Below are 15,055 nucleotides of genomic sequence, written 5' to 3'. Positions count from 1 at the left end.
TTATTTTTCTATTGGGTAAATCATCATGACACGTGTTAGAAAAGCAGTATTCCCAGTGGCCGGTATGGGCACCCGGTTTTTGCCAGCGACCAAAGCCAGTCCCAAAGAAATGATGCCGGTGGTCGACAAACCGCTGATTCAATATGCAGTTGAAGAAGCGCTTGAGGCTGGTTTGACAGAGCTGGTGTTCATCACAGGCCGCAGCAAGCGCGCCATTGAAGACCACTTTGACAAAGCCTACGAACTTGAAGCCGAGCTTCAGGCACGTGGAAAAACAGCATTGCTTGAACTGGTAAAGAACATAGTTCCAAGCCATGTAAACTGTATTTACATTCGCCAAATGGAGCCCTTGGGTTTAGGGCATGCTGTGCTGTGCGCAGAACCTGTTGTAGGTCCAGAACCCTTCGCCGTGTTGTTGGCGGATGACTTGATGGACGTTGACAAGGGCACGCCCTCTGTTACGCATCAAATGGTGAAAGTGTTCGAGCGTGAGCATGCCAGCGTGCTGGCGGTGCAGGAAGTTCTGCCCGAGGAAACAAAGTCTTACGGTATCGTTTCAAGTACCCCATGGAACAACCGCTCTGAACGCGTGAATGCGATTGTCGAAAAACCGGATCCCAAAGACGCACCGACTAACCTCGCTGTTGTTGGACGATATGTTTTGAACTCGCAAATTTTTGATCACATTCGCAAAACAGGAAAAGGTGCCGGCGGAGAAATTCAGTTGACGGATGGCATCGCTTCTTTGCTGGAAGATCAGCCAGTGCTTGCTTATCGCTTCAACGGAACACGTTTTGATTGTGGCTCGAAAATTGGTTACTTGAAAGCCACAGTAGAGTTGGGCTTGAAACATCACGAAGTATCTGCTGAGTTTTCCGAATACCTAAAAAACAGGAACTAATCGATGTATGCAGTGTTGGGTGGTAGCGGCTTAAGCCAGCTGCCGGGCTTTGAAGTCGTTAAGCGCAAAGTGCAACGCACTCCCTATGGTGAACCATCGGGTGCGCTGACCATTGGTATGCTGGCAGGCCACGAGATTGTATTTCTGGCGAGGCACGGCTATGGTCACACCATTGCACCGCATGAAATCAACTATCGGGCGAATCTGTGGGCCCTGTCGCAGTTGAACATTGATGGCATATTGTCGGTGGCGTCCGTGGGCGGCATTCGGCCAGACCTAAAGCCAGGGCAACTGGTGGTACCAGATCAAATTCTGGATTACACCCACGGTCGCGAAGCCACTTTCTTTGAGGGCGACAGTCAGGCAGTGCAACACATCGATTTCACCTGGCCATATGACCAAGCATTACGTTCCTCATTGTGCTTGGCCGCCGATGCAGTGGGTGAGCAGGTGGTGCAGGGCGGTTGTTATGCATGCACCCAAGGTCCGCGACTTGAAACTGCCGCTGAGGTTAAACGCTTGGCGCGCGACGGTGCCGACATTGTGGGCATGACCGGCATGCCCGAGGCGGCACTGGCACGGGAACTTGAAATTCCCTACGCGCATTTGGCTTTGGTGGTGAATCAGGCCGCTGGCGTGGGTGAAAGTGCGCATGCAATTTCCCATGCGCAGATCAGCAAAACGGTGCATGAGGGCATGGCCCGCGTCATGGGAATTATCAAGTCCATGGTGCAGCTTCACGACGAATAATTTGAATGTTCTGACCTACTTAAATTGACAACAATTCCAGAAGGTCTGTTTCCAACTGAATTTGCAGCTTTTGCGAATTCAGCGATTGTCCGTACAACAAAAATGAATCTTCTGCGCGCTCGCCCAGGGTCATGATTTTCGCGGTTTGAACGTTGACTTTGTACTGTGCCAACAATCGAGTAATTGAATACAGCAAGCCTGTTCTGTCTGTTGCAGAAACAGTTAGCAAATACTGATTGCCCTTTTCATCTGGCTTCAAATCCACATTAGGCCGAATCGGGAAGTGGCGGGACTGCCTCGACATGCGCCCAAACACAGGCGGTTCAAGTGGTAGGCGCTTCACCAGCCTATCTTGCAGTTCAGCTTCCAGAAGCGAGAGTGTTTCCCTGTAAAACTCGGTGTTGCTTTCATGTTGAATCAAGAACGAATCCAGCGCGTATCCATGTGAAGTCGTGTGAATTTTCGCATCAAGAATACTAAGGTTCTTGGAGTCAAAATAGCCGCAAATCCGGGCAAACAAATCCATTTCATCGCGGGTGTACACCAACAATTCAAGGCCTTCACCGATGGGCGACAAGCGCGCCTTTACGATCGGTTGTTCTGTGTCCACGCGCCAATACAGGTGGCGGGTGTGCCATGCAATGTCACTGGGGCCTTGGCGTAGAAAATACGACACATCAAGCTGTGCCCACAATTTGTCTTGAACATCGTCTGAAAGCGCGTACAAACGCAAAATGCGCCGCGCTTCAGCCTGCTGTTCGGCCAGCATCTGCCTGCGGTTCGGCGCTTCACCACCCAGGTATTTCAAAGTCAAGCGATATAAGTCCTCTAGCAGCTTACCCTTCCATGCATTCCACACCTTGGGGCTGGTGCCGCGAATGTCGGCCACAGTCAACAAATACAAAGCGGTCAGATTTCGCGGCGTTTGCACCAAGGCGGCAAATTCCTTCAACACCTGCACATCAGAAAGGTCTTTTTTCTGTGCCGTGTTCGACATGGTCAGGTGATGCTTCACCAAAAAGGCCACCAGATCGGTGTTTTCTTCGTTCAGACCATGTTCTTTACAAAACTTTCTCGCGTCCACTTCACCCAAAATGCTGTGGTCACCACCACGGCCTTTGGCCACGTCATGAAATAGGGCCGCAATGTACAACAGCCAATGGTCATCGAAATTGGCCATCAACTGGCTACAGTAGGGATATTCATGCGCATGCTCTGCCATTGTGAAGCGGCGCAAGTTGCGAACCACAGTCAAAATATGCTGATCAACCGTGTACACATGAAACAGGTCATGCTGCATCTGCCCAACAATTTTGCGAAAGGCAGGCAAGTATCGCCCCAACACACTGGTTTCATTCATGCGCCGCAATTCATGCACAATGCCCTGCGGCTGCTTAAAAAACTCAATGAACAATGCTTTGTTAACTGGGTCCTTCCGAAATTCGCTGTTAATTTTCACCCGGTTGTGCCAAAGCTGACGTAACATGCGCGCGCTCATGCCCTTCAGGCGCGGGTTTTGCTGCATCACGATAAATGCACGAAGCATCGCCGAGGGGTTTTTCGCAAAAACGTTGTCATCCCGAATGTCGAGCAGCGAATCTGTTTCCTGAAATTCATCATCGATCGCGATAGGTTGCGCGTTCGAACCGAAAATCGACAGTTCGATGTTTTGCAGCAGAATCGTATTTAGCTGCATCACTGCCTTGGCAGCCAGGTAGTACTGCTGCATCAGCTGTTCGCTCGAGCGCTTTGCCGCGGTGGGCTTGTAACCTAGTGATTCAGCCAACTGCGTTTGCACGTCATAAACCAAACGGTCTTCCCTGCGGCCCGTGGTTACGTGCAGTTGATAGCGAATTTTTTTTAATGTGCGCTCATTGTTTCTAAGCTTCGCCGCTTCGAAAGGGGTAATCAAGCCTTGTTTTGCCATCTCTGCCCAGCTGTTTCCCAAATCAGCCGCTAAGCACACCCATGAAATCACGTGCAGATCCCGAAGACCACCTGGGCTTTCCTTGCAGTTGGGTTCCAGGCTGTAAGGGGTTTCTTGAAATTTGGCATGTCGCTGACGCAGTTCAAGCGTCTTCTTGCGAAAAAAAGTTTTTACATCAAGTGACTTTTTGAGTCTAGACGTCAAGTCGCTAAAAACTTTGGCCGTACCAGCAAGAAGCCGGGACTCCACCAAGGCAGTTTGAACCGTGATGTCTTTGCTGGCTTCTTCGATGCACTGCTCCAGCGTACGAACACTGTGCCCAATTTCCAGACCAATGTCCCAACCTGAACCGCAAAAATTTTCGAGTTTTTCCGTGTTTGATTCGTCAGGTTCCCCATGGATCAGGATTAACACATCAACATCTGAAAACGGAAACAATTCACCCCTGCCGTATCCACCCACCGCCACCAGGCAATAAGTTAAGGGCATTTCTAGGGCATTCCACAGAGATAAAAGCGCGTTGTCGACGCACTTGCAACGAATTTTCAAGGCAGTTTCGATTGCATCCGCTGGCGTGTCAGAATTGAACGGACTGAGCCAGTGATGCGCTTGTGCCTTCATCTCACCCTTGATACGAAGTTTAAGCTCGTTCAAATTGTCTGAAGAAATACGCGATTCCGAGGGGTTTGAACTTATGTCCAAATTATGCAGCCTCTTTCTTCAACCGTGGGTTGGCCGGTGTGCCTTCAGACACGGTCAAAATTTCATAGCCATCGGCGGTAACCAACACGGTGTGCTCCCATTGGGCCGACAGGCTGTGGTCTTTGGTTACGATGGTCCATCCATCCGGCATTTCTTTGATTTCACGTCGACCCGCATTTAGCATGGGCTCGATTGTGAAAATCATGCCTTCGACCAAGGTTATGCCAGTACCGGGCTTGCCATAGTGAAGTACCTGGGGTTCTTCATGAAATTTGGTGCCAATGCCATGTCCGCAGAATTCGCGAACGACAGAATAACCGAAACCTTCTGCAAACTTTTGGATGGCTGCGCCCACATCACCCAAAGTGGCACCAGGCTTCACCTGTTCAATACCCAACCACATTGCCTCAAAGGTGATTTCGCACAAGCGTCGTGCAGCCAGCGAACCTTCACCTACAATGAACATGCGGCTGGTGTCACCGTGATACCCATCTTTGATCACCGTGATGTCAATGTTAATGATGTCGCCATTCTTCAATTTCTTCGGGCCAGGTACGCCGTGACAAATCTGGTGATTCACAGACGTGCAAATAGACTTGGGGTAGGGGCTATAACCGGGGGGCGCATAATTCAGAGGAGCAGGAATAGCGTCTTGAACCTGCACGATGAAATCGTGGCAAAGCTTGTCAAGTTCTTCAGTGGTTACACCAGCAACCACGTGCGGGCCAATAAAGTCTAGTACTTCAGAGGCCAAACGCCCTGCAACACGCATTTTTTCAATGTCATGCTCGTTCTTGATCACAATATTCATGGTTTTGTTTAATTCCTGCTTGAGCTAACGTATTTTAACCGAGTATAATCTTTGGCTGCTCTACCGCCACGTGCAACTTAATCAGTTAATCAGCGCTAAAGAGTAAATTTAACGGTTTGTGCGACAGGGTGCTAGCAAAGTTCGCTTTAAAAGCTACTTTTTAGCCCAGTACAAACCCACTTAACCCTGTCTATACTGGAGAAATTCATGGCAGCATCAATGCGCGAAATGCTGGAAGCTGGTTGCCACTTTGGCCACCAAACCCGCTTCTGGAATCCTAAAATGGCCCCTTATATTTACGGCCATCGTAACAAAATTCACATTATCAATCTGGAAAAAACTGTCGTAATGCTTGACGACGCGCTGAAGTTTGTAAAGCGCCTGTCTGCCAATCGCGGCAACATCCTGTTTGTATGTACCAAGCGTCAAGCCAAGGAAATCATCGCTGAAGAAGCAGCACGCTGCGGCATGCCTTTCGTTGACCAGCGTTGGTTGGGTGGCATGTTGACCAACTTCAAAACAGTCAAAACATCCATCAAACGCCTGAAAGACATGGAAGCCATTATCGCCGACGGCGGTACAGAGCACATGTCCAAGAAAGAAGCATTGATGTTTGCACGTGAAATGGAAAAACTGAACCAGTCAATCGGTGGCATCAAAGACATGCCCACATTGCCTGATGCAATTTTTGTTTGCGACGTCGGCTTCCACAAAATTGCGATCACCGAAGCCGAGAAGCTGGGTATCCCAGTGGTCGGTATCGTTGACACAAACCACTCACCAGCTGGTGTCAGCTACGTCATTCCTGGCAATGATGATTCTGCACGCGCAATTCGTTTGTACGCCCGTTCTGTTGCAGACGCCGTACTGGCCGGCCGTGACCAGGCTGTTAACGATGTAGTTGAAGCAATCAAGGGCGGCGACGAGTTCGTTGAAGTGTCTGAAGAGGGAGCAGAAGGTTAATTAAACCTTCGTCTTCCAACGGGGCGATCAGTCGCCCCTTTTTTTTGTCTAATTCAGAATCCGACTTTAGGAGAACATCAATGGCTGAAATTACAGCAGCAATGGTTAAAGTACTGCGCGAGAAAACCGACGCACCCATGATGGAATGCAAAAAAGCCCTGACCGAAGCCGGCGGCGACATGGAAAAGGCAGAGGAGATTCTGCGCGTGAAATTGGGCAGCAAGGCTGGCAAAGCGGCAGCACGTGTAACCGCAGAAGGACTTGTTGGTATTTATATCAACGAAAACAATACCTTGGGCACAATTGTAGAAGTAAACTGTGAAACAGACTTCGTGGCCAAGAATGACGACTTCCTAGCTTTCGTGGCCAATGTATCCAAGTTGATCGCCGACAACAACCCAGCCAGTGTAGAGGCATTGTCTGCCTTGCCATTGGGTGAAGGTACTGTTGAAAGCGTTCGTACAGCCTTGATCGGCAAAATTGGTGAGAACATGTCCGTTCGTCGCTTCAAACGTGTTGAAGCAAAGGGCAGCCTGAGTTCCTATATTCACGGCGGCAAAATTGGTGTTTTGGTCGACTACACAGGCAGCGACGACAATGTTGGTAAAGACGTTGCCCTGCACATTGCGGCCACAAAGCCAAAAGCACTGCACGAGAGTGGCGTACCACAGGAAGACATCGATCGTGAACGCTCGGTAGCCAAAGCCAAAGCGGAAGAGTCAGGCAAGCCAGCCGACATCGCGGAGAAAATGGTTGAGGGTTCAATCAAGAAATTCCTGAAGGAAGTTGCCCTGTTGTCTCAGCCTTTCGTGAAAGACGACAAGCTGACCGTTGAAGCCATGCTCAAGAGCAAGAACAGCGAAGTAAATAGCTTCGAACTTTTCATCGTGGGCGAAGGCATCGAGAAGAAGGTGAATGACTTCGCCGCTGAAGTAGCCGCGCAAGCCGCCGCTGCCGCCGCAGGCCGTTAATTGCCGCAGTGAACGAGGGGTTTCTCTAGTCGAGAAACCCCTTTTTATTTGCGGGTACTCTAATCCGAGCGTATTACGTTATAGAATCCTGTCAATGATCCAACTAGAGGCTTGAATGGCAGCATACAAACGTGTGTTACTCAAATTGTCAGGCGAAGCCCTGATGGGAGAAGACTCCTACGGCATCAATCGCCAGACGATAGAAAGAATGGTTGCAGAGGTAGCTGAAGTCTCTGCTTCAGGAGTTGAGTTGGCCGTGGTAATCGGCGGCGGAAACATTTTCAGGGGCATAGCACCGGGCGCTGCGGGCATGGATCGCGCAACTGCCGATTACATGGGAATGATGGCGACCGTAATGAATGCCCTGGCTTTGCAAGACGCATTTCGACGCGCTGGTGTTGAAGCCAGAGTGCAATCTGCTTTAAATATTGAACAGGTTGTTGAGCCCTACATCCGTCCGAAAGCAATTCGTTACCTGGAAGAAGGCAAGGTCGTAATTTTCGCTGCCGGTACAGGCAACCCGTTTTTCACCACGGACACCGCTGCAGCACTGCGCGGCTCTGAAATTGGAGCGGAAGTTGTATTGAAAGCCACCAAAGTGGATGGTATCTACACCGCAGACCCCAATAAAGATCCGACCGCTACACGGTACGAAAAAATCTCCTTCAATGAAGCAATTTCGAAGAATCTCGAAGTAATGGATGCAACTGCATTTGCGCTTTGCCGCGATCAGAAGCTTCCAATTCGGGTGTTTTCCATCAACAAGCCCGGTGCGCTGCATCGTGCAGTTGCAGGAGAAAACGAGGGCACCTTGGTGCACATGTAATCAATCGAGCTATTAATAGAACATTAATATCGACCAAAGCAGTGAGAATCCAATCATGAGCGTTGCAGACATTCGCAAGACCACAGAAGACAAGATGGTGAGATCCATTGAATCTTTGAAAACCGACCTACAAAAGGTACGAACCGGGCGCGCCCATACAGGCATCCTAGACCACGTTCAAGTGGACTATTACGGCTCCATGGTGCCAATTTCCCAAGTGGCCAACCTTAGCTTGGCCGATGCGCGCACCATTGTGGTTCAACCTTGGGAGAAAAACATGGCCAATGCAGTTGAAAAGGCCATTCGCGAGTCAGATCTTGGCCTGAACCCTGCATCAATGGGGGAAACGATTCGCGTGCCGATGCCTGCGTTGACTGAAGAACGTCGCCGTGAATTGACCAAATTCATCAAAGGCGAGGGCGAACAGACCAAGGTGGCAATTCGTAACTTACGCCGAGATGCGAACGAATCCTTGAAGCGCTTGGTGAACGACAAAGAAATTTCTGAGGATGATGAGCGCCGGGCGCAAGGTGACATTCAAAAGCTGACCGACAAGTTCGTTGCAGAAGTCGACCAGGTTTTGCAATCCAAAGAAGCCGAAATCATGACGGTTTAAGCAATTAATGACTGCCTTCACCAGCTCAACACTGGATATCCCTAGCGTATCCAGTATTCCAAAGCACGTCGCAATCGTGATGGATGGCAATGGTCGTTGGGCAAAAAGTCGCTTGATGCCGCGCATTGCGGGGCACAAACGCGGGGTGGATGCAGTCAAAAGAACGGTCGAGGCCTGTTGCGAACTGGGTATAGAGCATCTCACCCTTTTTGCGTTTTCATCCGAAAACTGGCGTCGACCTGCGGAAGAGGTCAGCCTGCTGATGCGCCTCTTTGTGCGCGTATTGCGCAAAGATGTGGAAGCGATGCACCGCGAGAATATTTGCCTGAGAATTATTGGCGACACCACTGCGTTTGAACCGGAACTGCAGGCAGCCATTGCGTCCGCACAGGATCTGACCAAAAACAACACTCGCTTGTGTCTAAATATCGCAGCCAATTACGGTGGGCGCTGGGATATCTTGCAAGCCACAAAAAAAATGCTGTCGGTTCGACCCGAATTGGCCAGCGATCCTGGTCAGATTACAGAGGCAACCCTAGCTCAGCATTTGTGCCTGCACGGTAGCCCCGAGCCAGATCTTTTTATTCGCACAGGCGGCGAGCAGCGCGTCTCCAATTTTTTGCTGTGGCAATTGGCATACACGGAGTTTTACTTCACTGACAAGTTTTGGCCCGACTTTGGCAAGCCGATGTTGCTGGAAGCCATTGATTCCTATAACAACAGAGAACGTCGCTTCGGCCGCACATCCGAACAGATCCAGCCCATGCTGATGAATGTTCGGCAGTCTGCCCAGTGAAATCGTTCACATACGAGACATAAAAAACATGCTTCGAACGCGCGTGATCACCGCGGTGGTCTTGCTGGTCTTGCTGCTTGGAGTGTTGATCTACGGCGGCAGCACTGGCTGGAACATTTTTGTACTGACCGTACTAGCCTGCGCTTTTTGGGAGTGGGCGAGACTTGGTCAATTTAAATCGACCAAGTCAATTCTTTACGCACTTCTAGGCACTGGCATCTGTTTGCTTGCCAATTACGCCTTTAATTTACAAACCCAGGGCTTCCCCTTGCTTGCAATTGCTAGTGTGTTTTGGGTTGCATTTGCCCCGTGGTGCCTGCGAAACGTTTCCGTGGGTGTGCTGGGCAACCACTATCTGTTTGGACTAGTCGGTTTTATGCTGATCGGCGCTGCAGGCCTTGCATTGATCATCACCAAAACGCACGGAATAGTGTTTTTACTAAGCACCATCGCAATTTGCTTCGTCGCCGATATTTTCGCCTATTTCTTTGGAAAAACCTTTGGAAAACGAAAGCTGGCTCCGCGAATTTCTCCAGGAAAAAGCTGGGAAGGCGCTGTGGGCGGCGCTTTTAGCGTGCTTGCAATTAGCTGGGTCGTTGTTTTGCTAGCTGGCGCCTATCCCTTCCTAGAAAGTACCTGGCAAGTGATGGCGTTCGAGCGGTGGCACCCTGCAGTGTTTTCATTTTGGTTGTTGGTGTTAAGCGCTTACAGTGTTGTGGGTGACCTGTTTGAGTCCATGTTAAAGCGAAGGGCGGGTTTGAAGGACAGCAGTCAGCTACTGCCAGGACACGGTGGAGTGCTGGATAGAATTGATGCGCAGTTGCCAGTGCTCCCATTGGCCATTTTATTGGTCACAGCGATCTCGGGTTAGATAAATGGCTTCACAGAAACTTTTGCTTTTGGGGGCCACTGGCACAATCGGCGTGAATACGCTGGATGTCGTGGCCAGGCACCCCGACCGGTTTTCTGTTACCGGGCTCGCTGCCGGCAAAAACATTGATTTGCTGTTTAAGCAGGCTTGCGCTCACAGGCCAGAATCACTCATCATTTGCGACGACACTGCGCTTTCAAGCTGGCAAAAAGGCGGTTACAGCGAGAAGTTGAGGCATCAGCTAGGCTATTCACCCGACCTAGGCTCTGTGAAAGACTTACACCGTGTATGCCAAAGCACCAACGTCGATACGGTTGTGGCTGCCATTGTTGGATCCGCAGGTTTGAAGCCAACACTTAGCGCGCTTCAGGCGGGCAAAAAAGTTTTGTTGGCCAATAAAGAGTCCTTGGTGCTTGCGGGTCGATTTATGATTAAGGCTTGTCTGGAGTCAGGGGCCACCATCTTGCCTGTCGATTCCGAGCACAACGCCATCTACCAGTGTTTGCCGTCGAATTACGATTTAAGCCGACCTCAAGAATTTGGTATTGAGCGTATGATATTGACCGCTTCTGGTGGCCCATTTCGCAAAAAATCTCTCGCTGAACTTGAGCAGGTTACACCCGCCCAAGCGGTTGCCCATCCAAACTGGGTAATGGGCAGAAAAATTTCTGTCGACAGCTCAACCATGGCCAACAAAGGCCTGGAGCTAATCGAGGCATTGTGGCTTTTCGGTCTTCCAGCCACGCAGTTGTCGGTGCTGGTTCATCCGGAATCCATCGTTCATTCGCTGGTTGAGTACAAAGACGGCAGCATGCTAGCTCAGCTTGGCTGTCCAGACATGCGAACCCCGATTGCACACGTGCTGGGCTTGCCCGATCGAATCGAGTCGGGCTCACCTCGCCTGAATCTCGCCCAACTGGCTCGGCTACATTTTGAAGAGCCTGACCTAACGCGCTTTCCAATGCTGAAGCTGGCTTTTGAAGTACTCAACAAGCCAGACACTCTGGCGCCGGTGTTCAACGCAGCCAACGAGATCGCCGTAGATCTATTCCTGAACGAAAAAATTTCTTACATGGACATAGTCCGCTTGACAGAGGCCTGCTTATCTCGTTTTGCCGGTGAATCTGTGCGCGGCCTGGATGATGCATTCGCCTTGGACAACACAGTTAGGGTTTATGCTACTGAGTGTGTCGGAAAGCTTTAATCGCAGGACAAATATGTTGAATTCGATCATTTCATTTTTGGTGGCCTTGGGAATTCTGGTGTTCATCCATGAATACGGGCATTACTCGGTGGCGCGCTTCTACGGCGTGCGGGTTATCCGCTTTTCGGTGGGTTTCGGCAAACCAATTTTTCAATGGGTTAATAGGAAAACGAAAGTAGAGTGGACGATTGGGTGGATTCCACTGGGTGGGTATGTGCGCATGCTGGACGAACGCGACCCCGACAGCCTGAAAGGCCACGATATTGATCTGTCCGAGTCCTTTAACAGGAAACCTGTTGGACAACGAATTGCAGTTGTGCTGGCAGGCCCCATGGCCAATCTGATCCTTGCCGCACTGATTTACGGCTTTTTGGCATACATGCAACCCTTGGGCCTCGCCACCCAAACGGCAGCCCCCATTCAAAACTCAGCTGCTGCTCAAGCGGGCTTGAAATTGGGCGACGAGATCACTTCTGTCAATGGTGATGGCACCAAGAACTGGAATGAAGTGTCCTGGGCACTGATTAAGGCAAAACTGTTTAAAAACGATCTTGATATTGCAGTGAATCGGGGTGGAGAAGCGCTATCGCTCCAAACGATTCCAGCGGCTTCCATCGATGCGGAGTTGGGTCCAACACTTAGTCGTGAGCTTGGATTTCTGCCCTTTGAGAAAAGTGTGTTTGTGCGCGCAGTAGGCGAGGGCAGTGCCGCGGCCGCCGCCGGGTTTGTCAACGGTGACCAGTTAATTAGTGTTGCAACTATTCCGGTCGAGACGTCTGCGCAGTTCACCGAACTGATCAAGCAGCGGCCTTCTGAAGTCACGGATATTTTGGTTCGACGAGATGCTCAAGAAATCTCGTTGAAGGCGACCCCTGAGCCCGTCGAGCAGGATGATGGGTCAACGATTGGGCGTTTGGGTCTTTCAATTGGCGGTGAGTCTGTCATCGTGAACAACCCACTGGGTCCTATTGATTCTTTGCTGGAAGGCGCAGGTCGAATGGTCGAAGTCAGCGTATTTTCACTGGCTGCGTTGGGTAAAATGGTAACCGGCGATTTGTCGTGGAACCACTTGAGCGGCCCCGTGTCGATCGCATCTGCCGCGGGTGAATCGTCTAGCTTGGGAATTCTTCCGTTTTTCGGATTTCTGGCGATGGTTTCTGTTAGCCTAGGGATTTTGAATCTTTTGCCTATTCCGCTCTTGGATGGTGGGCACTTGATGTATTATTTGGCCGAAATAGTCAGAGGCAAACCAGTTGAAGAAGTCTGGCAGATTCGTGGCCAAAAACTTGGTATTTTGCTCATTGGCGCATTGACCAGTGTTGCTTTTTTTAATGATATTCAAAGGCTGATTTTCTGACAGCCTTCACATATTGGTTCCAGCCGATACCGGCTGGTAGGAACGATCTGAATGACAATTAGAAGTACTCTGTTTCCAGCGCGCTTGGTTTATCCAGTCGTGGCCACCTGCGCATTGTCTGTGAGCGTCGTGCACGCCCAGGCCAACCAGTTCGTCGTTAAAGACATTGAAGTTGAAGGTCTGAGACGCACCGAGGCCGGCACGGTATTCAGTTACTTGCCTATTCGTGTGGGTGATACTTTCACTGACGAGAAAGCGCTTCAAGCGATTCGCTCCCTGTTTGCGACAGGTTTTTTCGAAGATGTAAAAATCTCCGCCAAAGGCGATGTGCTCGTTGTCACCGTGGTTGAGCGTCCTGCGATTGCCTCGGTCGAGATTAACGGCACCAAAGAATTCGACAAGGAAACGCTGAAAGAGGCGCTCAAAGGCGTTGGGATCGGTGAGTCGTTAATATTCGACCGATCTTTGCTGGACAAAGCCGAACAAGAATTAAAGCGCCAATATCTTTCACGCAGCAAGTACGGTGCCCAAGTACAAACACGAGTTGATGAACTGGCCCGCAATCGGGTGGGCATTGTGTTCAATGTCGACGAAGGCGAATCAGCGTCCATCAAACAGTTGAAAATTCTTGGCAACAAAGACTTTAGCGAAGAAGAGCTTCTCGACGAGTTTGAACTGAGCACCAGTGGCTTCATGTCCTGGTACTCGAAAAACGACCAGTACTCTCGCCAAAAGTTAAGTGGTGATGTTGAGAAGTTGCGTTCGTTTTATCTGAACCGTGGGTATGCCGATTTCAATATCGAAAATACCCAAGTACAGATTGCACCGAACAAGCAAGACATTTTCATCACCATCACAGTGAAAGAAGGCGACAAATTCTCGTTTGGCAATGTGGAATTGAGCGGTCAACTTTTGGGGCGAGATGAAGAACTGCGTTCTTTGCTTCAAATGAGAAAAGGCGAGACGTTTAATGGCGAATTGATCACCGACAGCACCAAAGCCATACAAGATCGCTTGGGCAACTATGGTTATGCGTTCGCAAATGCAAACGTGATACCCGAACTGGACCGTGAGAACCGCGTTGTGAATATCAATGTGGCAGTGGACACAGGCAAGCGGGTTTATGTGCGCCGCATGAATGTGGGTGGAAACACGAGGACAAAAGACGAAGTAGTTCGTCGCGAATTTCGGCAGTTTGAATCGTCATGGTACGATTCTCGAAAAATCCAGCTCTCAAAAGAACGCGTGGACCGATTGGGTTATTTCTCAAATGTGGAAATTGAAACCCAGCCTGTTCCTGGCACATCAGATCAAATCGATGTAAACATGCAGGTTGAAGAAAAACCGACCGGCAATTTGCTCCTTGGCGCGGGTATTTCCAGTACCGACAGTTTGGTGCTGTCGGCAGCCATTCAACAGCAGAACCTGTTTGGTACTGGTAAAACCGTTGGGTTGGAACTGAACACCAGCCGGGTGAATCGCACCATTTCATTTTCACAGACCGACCCGTATTTCACTATTGACGGTGTTTCCCGTAGCTTTGAGGTTTACAACCGCCGCACCGATCCAAGCGAGTTGAATCTGGGTGATTACATCATCGAAACAACGGGTGCTGGCCTGCGTTTTGGCTATCCAATCAGCGAATTTGAGAGAATTTCATTTGGCGCAGGCTACGAAGGTACCGACCTTGAAGTAGGCCCCTTTAGTCCCGCACGTTTCCAGCAATACGTCAACGACTTCGGGAATTCGAGCTATGCAGTTCTTTTGAATGCCGGATACTCGTTTGATACGAGAGACTCTGCCATTTCGCCCACACGTGGCCGGGTTACCCGCCTGACGGCGGAGTATGCAACACCGCTGGGAGACCAGGAGTTCATTCGCACCACTTACCAAGAGCAAGTGTATTTCCCGATCGGCAAGCAATACACGCTGGCCCTTAATGGTGAAATTACTGGTGGCTTTGGTTTGGGCGACTCGCCATACCCGATTTTCCGAAATGTGTATGCAGGTGGTATTGGTACGGTTCGAGGCTACCGTTCATCAACACTGGGCCCTCGCGATCTGGACAACGTTCCGGTGGGCGGCTCCAAGCGGGTCATTGCCAACGCCGAGTTCTTCTTCCCGATTCCTGGCATGACGAAAGATCGAACATTCCGCGCATTCACTTTCCTGGATGCCGGCAATGTGTTCCAAAGCAATGAAAAGGTGAAATTTGGCGAGCTTAGATACTCGACTGGTCTGGGTATTTCTTGGTTATCGCCGGTGGGCCCACTGAAATTCAGTTTGGGTGTGCCTTTGAATACTGAGCCACAAGATGAAACCCAGCGTGTTCAATTCACGATTGGTACGGGCTTCTAAAG

Annotated in this window: 12 protein-coding genes and 1 pseudogene; 11 read left to right on the top strand and 2 right to left on the bottom strand. The window is 50.2% G+C overall.

The features are described 5' to 3' along the window. The first annotated feature begins 25 nt into the window (after positions 1–25). Positions 26–901 carry a UTP--glucose-1-phosphate uridylyltransferase GalU gene (gene galU, locus NSP04_RS10030; protein WP_257512190.1) on the top strand — a complete coding sequence of 292 codons (876 nt, stop codon included), beginning with the start codon at positions 26–28 and terminating at the stop codon, positions 899–901. A 3-nt stretch (positions 902–904) separates the two neighbouring features. Then, a complete protein-coding gene (locus NSP04_RS10025; RefSeq protein ID WP_257512189.1) occupies positions 905–1,651 on the top strand; it encodes an S-methyl-5'-thioinosine phosphorylase in 747 nt (248 codons plus the stop codon). Positions 1,652–1,670: 19 nt separating this feature from the next. Here the strand turns inward: NSP04_RS10025 and NSP04_RS10020 are convergent, their stop codons facing one another. Continuing rightward, a complete protein-coding gene (locus tag NSP04_RS10020) occupies positions 1,671–4,232 on the bottom strand; it encodes a [protein-PII] uridylyltransferase (protein WP_371825018.1) in 2,562 nt (853 codons plus the stop codon). A gap of 49 nt (positions 4,233–4,281) precedes the next feature. Further along, a pseudogene (gene map, locus NSP04_RS10015) lies at positions 4,282–5,103 on the bottom strand (type I methionyl aminopeptidase); the annotation flags it as partial. Between the two features lie 195 nt (positions 5,104–5,298). On the opposite strand from map, the gene rpsB reads away from it, so the two are divergent. The 9 genes from rpsB (at position 5,299) to bamA (ending at position 15,053) form a co-directional block, all read left to right on the top strand. Further along, positions 5,299–6,054 carry a 30S ribosomal protein S2 gene (gene rpsB / locus NSP04_RS10010; protein ID WP_257512187.1) on the top strand — a complete coding sequence of 252 codons (756 nt, stop codon included), beginning with the start codon at positions 5,299–5,301 and terminating at the stop codon, positions 6,052–6,054. An 80-nt stretch (positions 6,055–6,134) separates the two neighbouring features. Beyond that, entirely contained in the window at positions 6,135–7,025 is an 891-nt protein-coding gene (tsf, locus tag NSP04_RS10005; RefSeq protein WP_257512186.1) for a translation elongation factor Ts, read from the top strand. A 115-nt stretch (positions 7,026–7,140) separates the two neighbouring features. Next, positions 7,141–7,851 carry a UMP kinase gene (gene pyrH, locus NSP04_RS10000; protein ID WP_257512185.1) on the top strand — a complete coding sequence of 237 codons (711 nt, stop codon included), beginning with the start codon at positions 7,141–7,143 and terminating at the stop codon, positions 7,849–7,851. Between the two features lie 55 nt (positions 7,852–7,906). Continuing rightward, positions 7,907–8,467 carry a ribosome recycling factor gene (gene frr, locus NSP04_RS09995; RefSeq protein WP_257512184.1) on the top strand — a complete coding sequence of 187 codons (561 nt, stop codon included), beginning with the start codon at positions 7,907–7,909 and terminating at the stop codon, positions 8,465–8,467. A gap of 7 nt (positions 8,468–8,474) precedes the next feature. Continuing rightward, complete coding sequence (uppS, locus tag NSP04_RS09990) at positions 8,475–9,263, top strand: undecaprenyl pyrophosphate synthase (protein ID WP_257512183.1); 789 nt, start codon at positions 8,475–8,477, stop codon at positions 9,261–9,263. A gap of 28 nt (positions 9,264–9,291) precedes the next feature. Then, the gene (locus NSP04_RS09985) at positions 9,292–10,134 is read left to right on the top strand and encodes a phosphatidate cytidylyltransferase (protein WP_257512182.1); all 843 of its coding nucleotides are present in this window, start codon (positions 9,292–9,294) and stop codon (positions 10,132–10,134) included. Between the two features lie 4 nt (positions 10,135–10,138). After that, a complete protein-coding gene (gene dxr, locus NSP04_RS09980) occupies positions 10,139–11,338 on the top strand; it encodes a 1-deoxy-D-xylulose-5-phosphate reductoisomerase (RefSeq protein WP_257512181.1) in 1,200 nt (399 codons plus the stop codon). Positions 11,339–11,351: 13 nt separating this feature from the next. Next, on the top strand, positions 11,352–12,695 hold the full coding sequence (gene rseP / locus NSP04_RS09975; RefSeq protein WP_257512180.1) for an RIP metalloprotease RseP: 1,344 nt from the start codon (positions 11,352–11,354) through the stop codon (positions 12,693–12,695). Between the two features lie 51 nt (positions 12,696–12,746). Continuing rightward, positions 12,747–15,053 (top strand): outer membrane protein assembly factor BamA, encoded by a 2,307-nt coding sequence (gene bamA, locus NSP04_RS09970; protein ID WP_257512179.1) that lies wholly within the window; start codon positions 12,747–12,749, stop codon positions 15,051–15,053. Positions 15,054–15,055: the final 2 nt, after the last annotated feature.

The sequence above is a fragment of the Limnobacter parvus genome (assembly GCF_024623725.1).
GTDB lineage: Bacteria > Pseudomonadota > Gammaproteobacteria > Burkholderiales > Burkholderiaceae_B > Limnobacter > Limnobacter parvus.
Note: the sequence above shows the minus strand (reverse complement) of the source record. Positions and strands in the feature narration are given on the sequence as shown.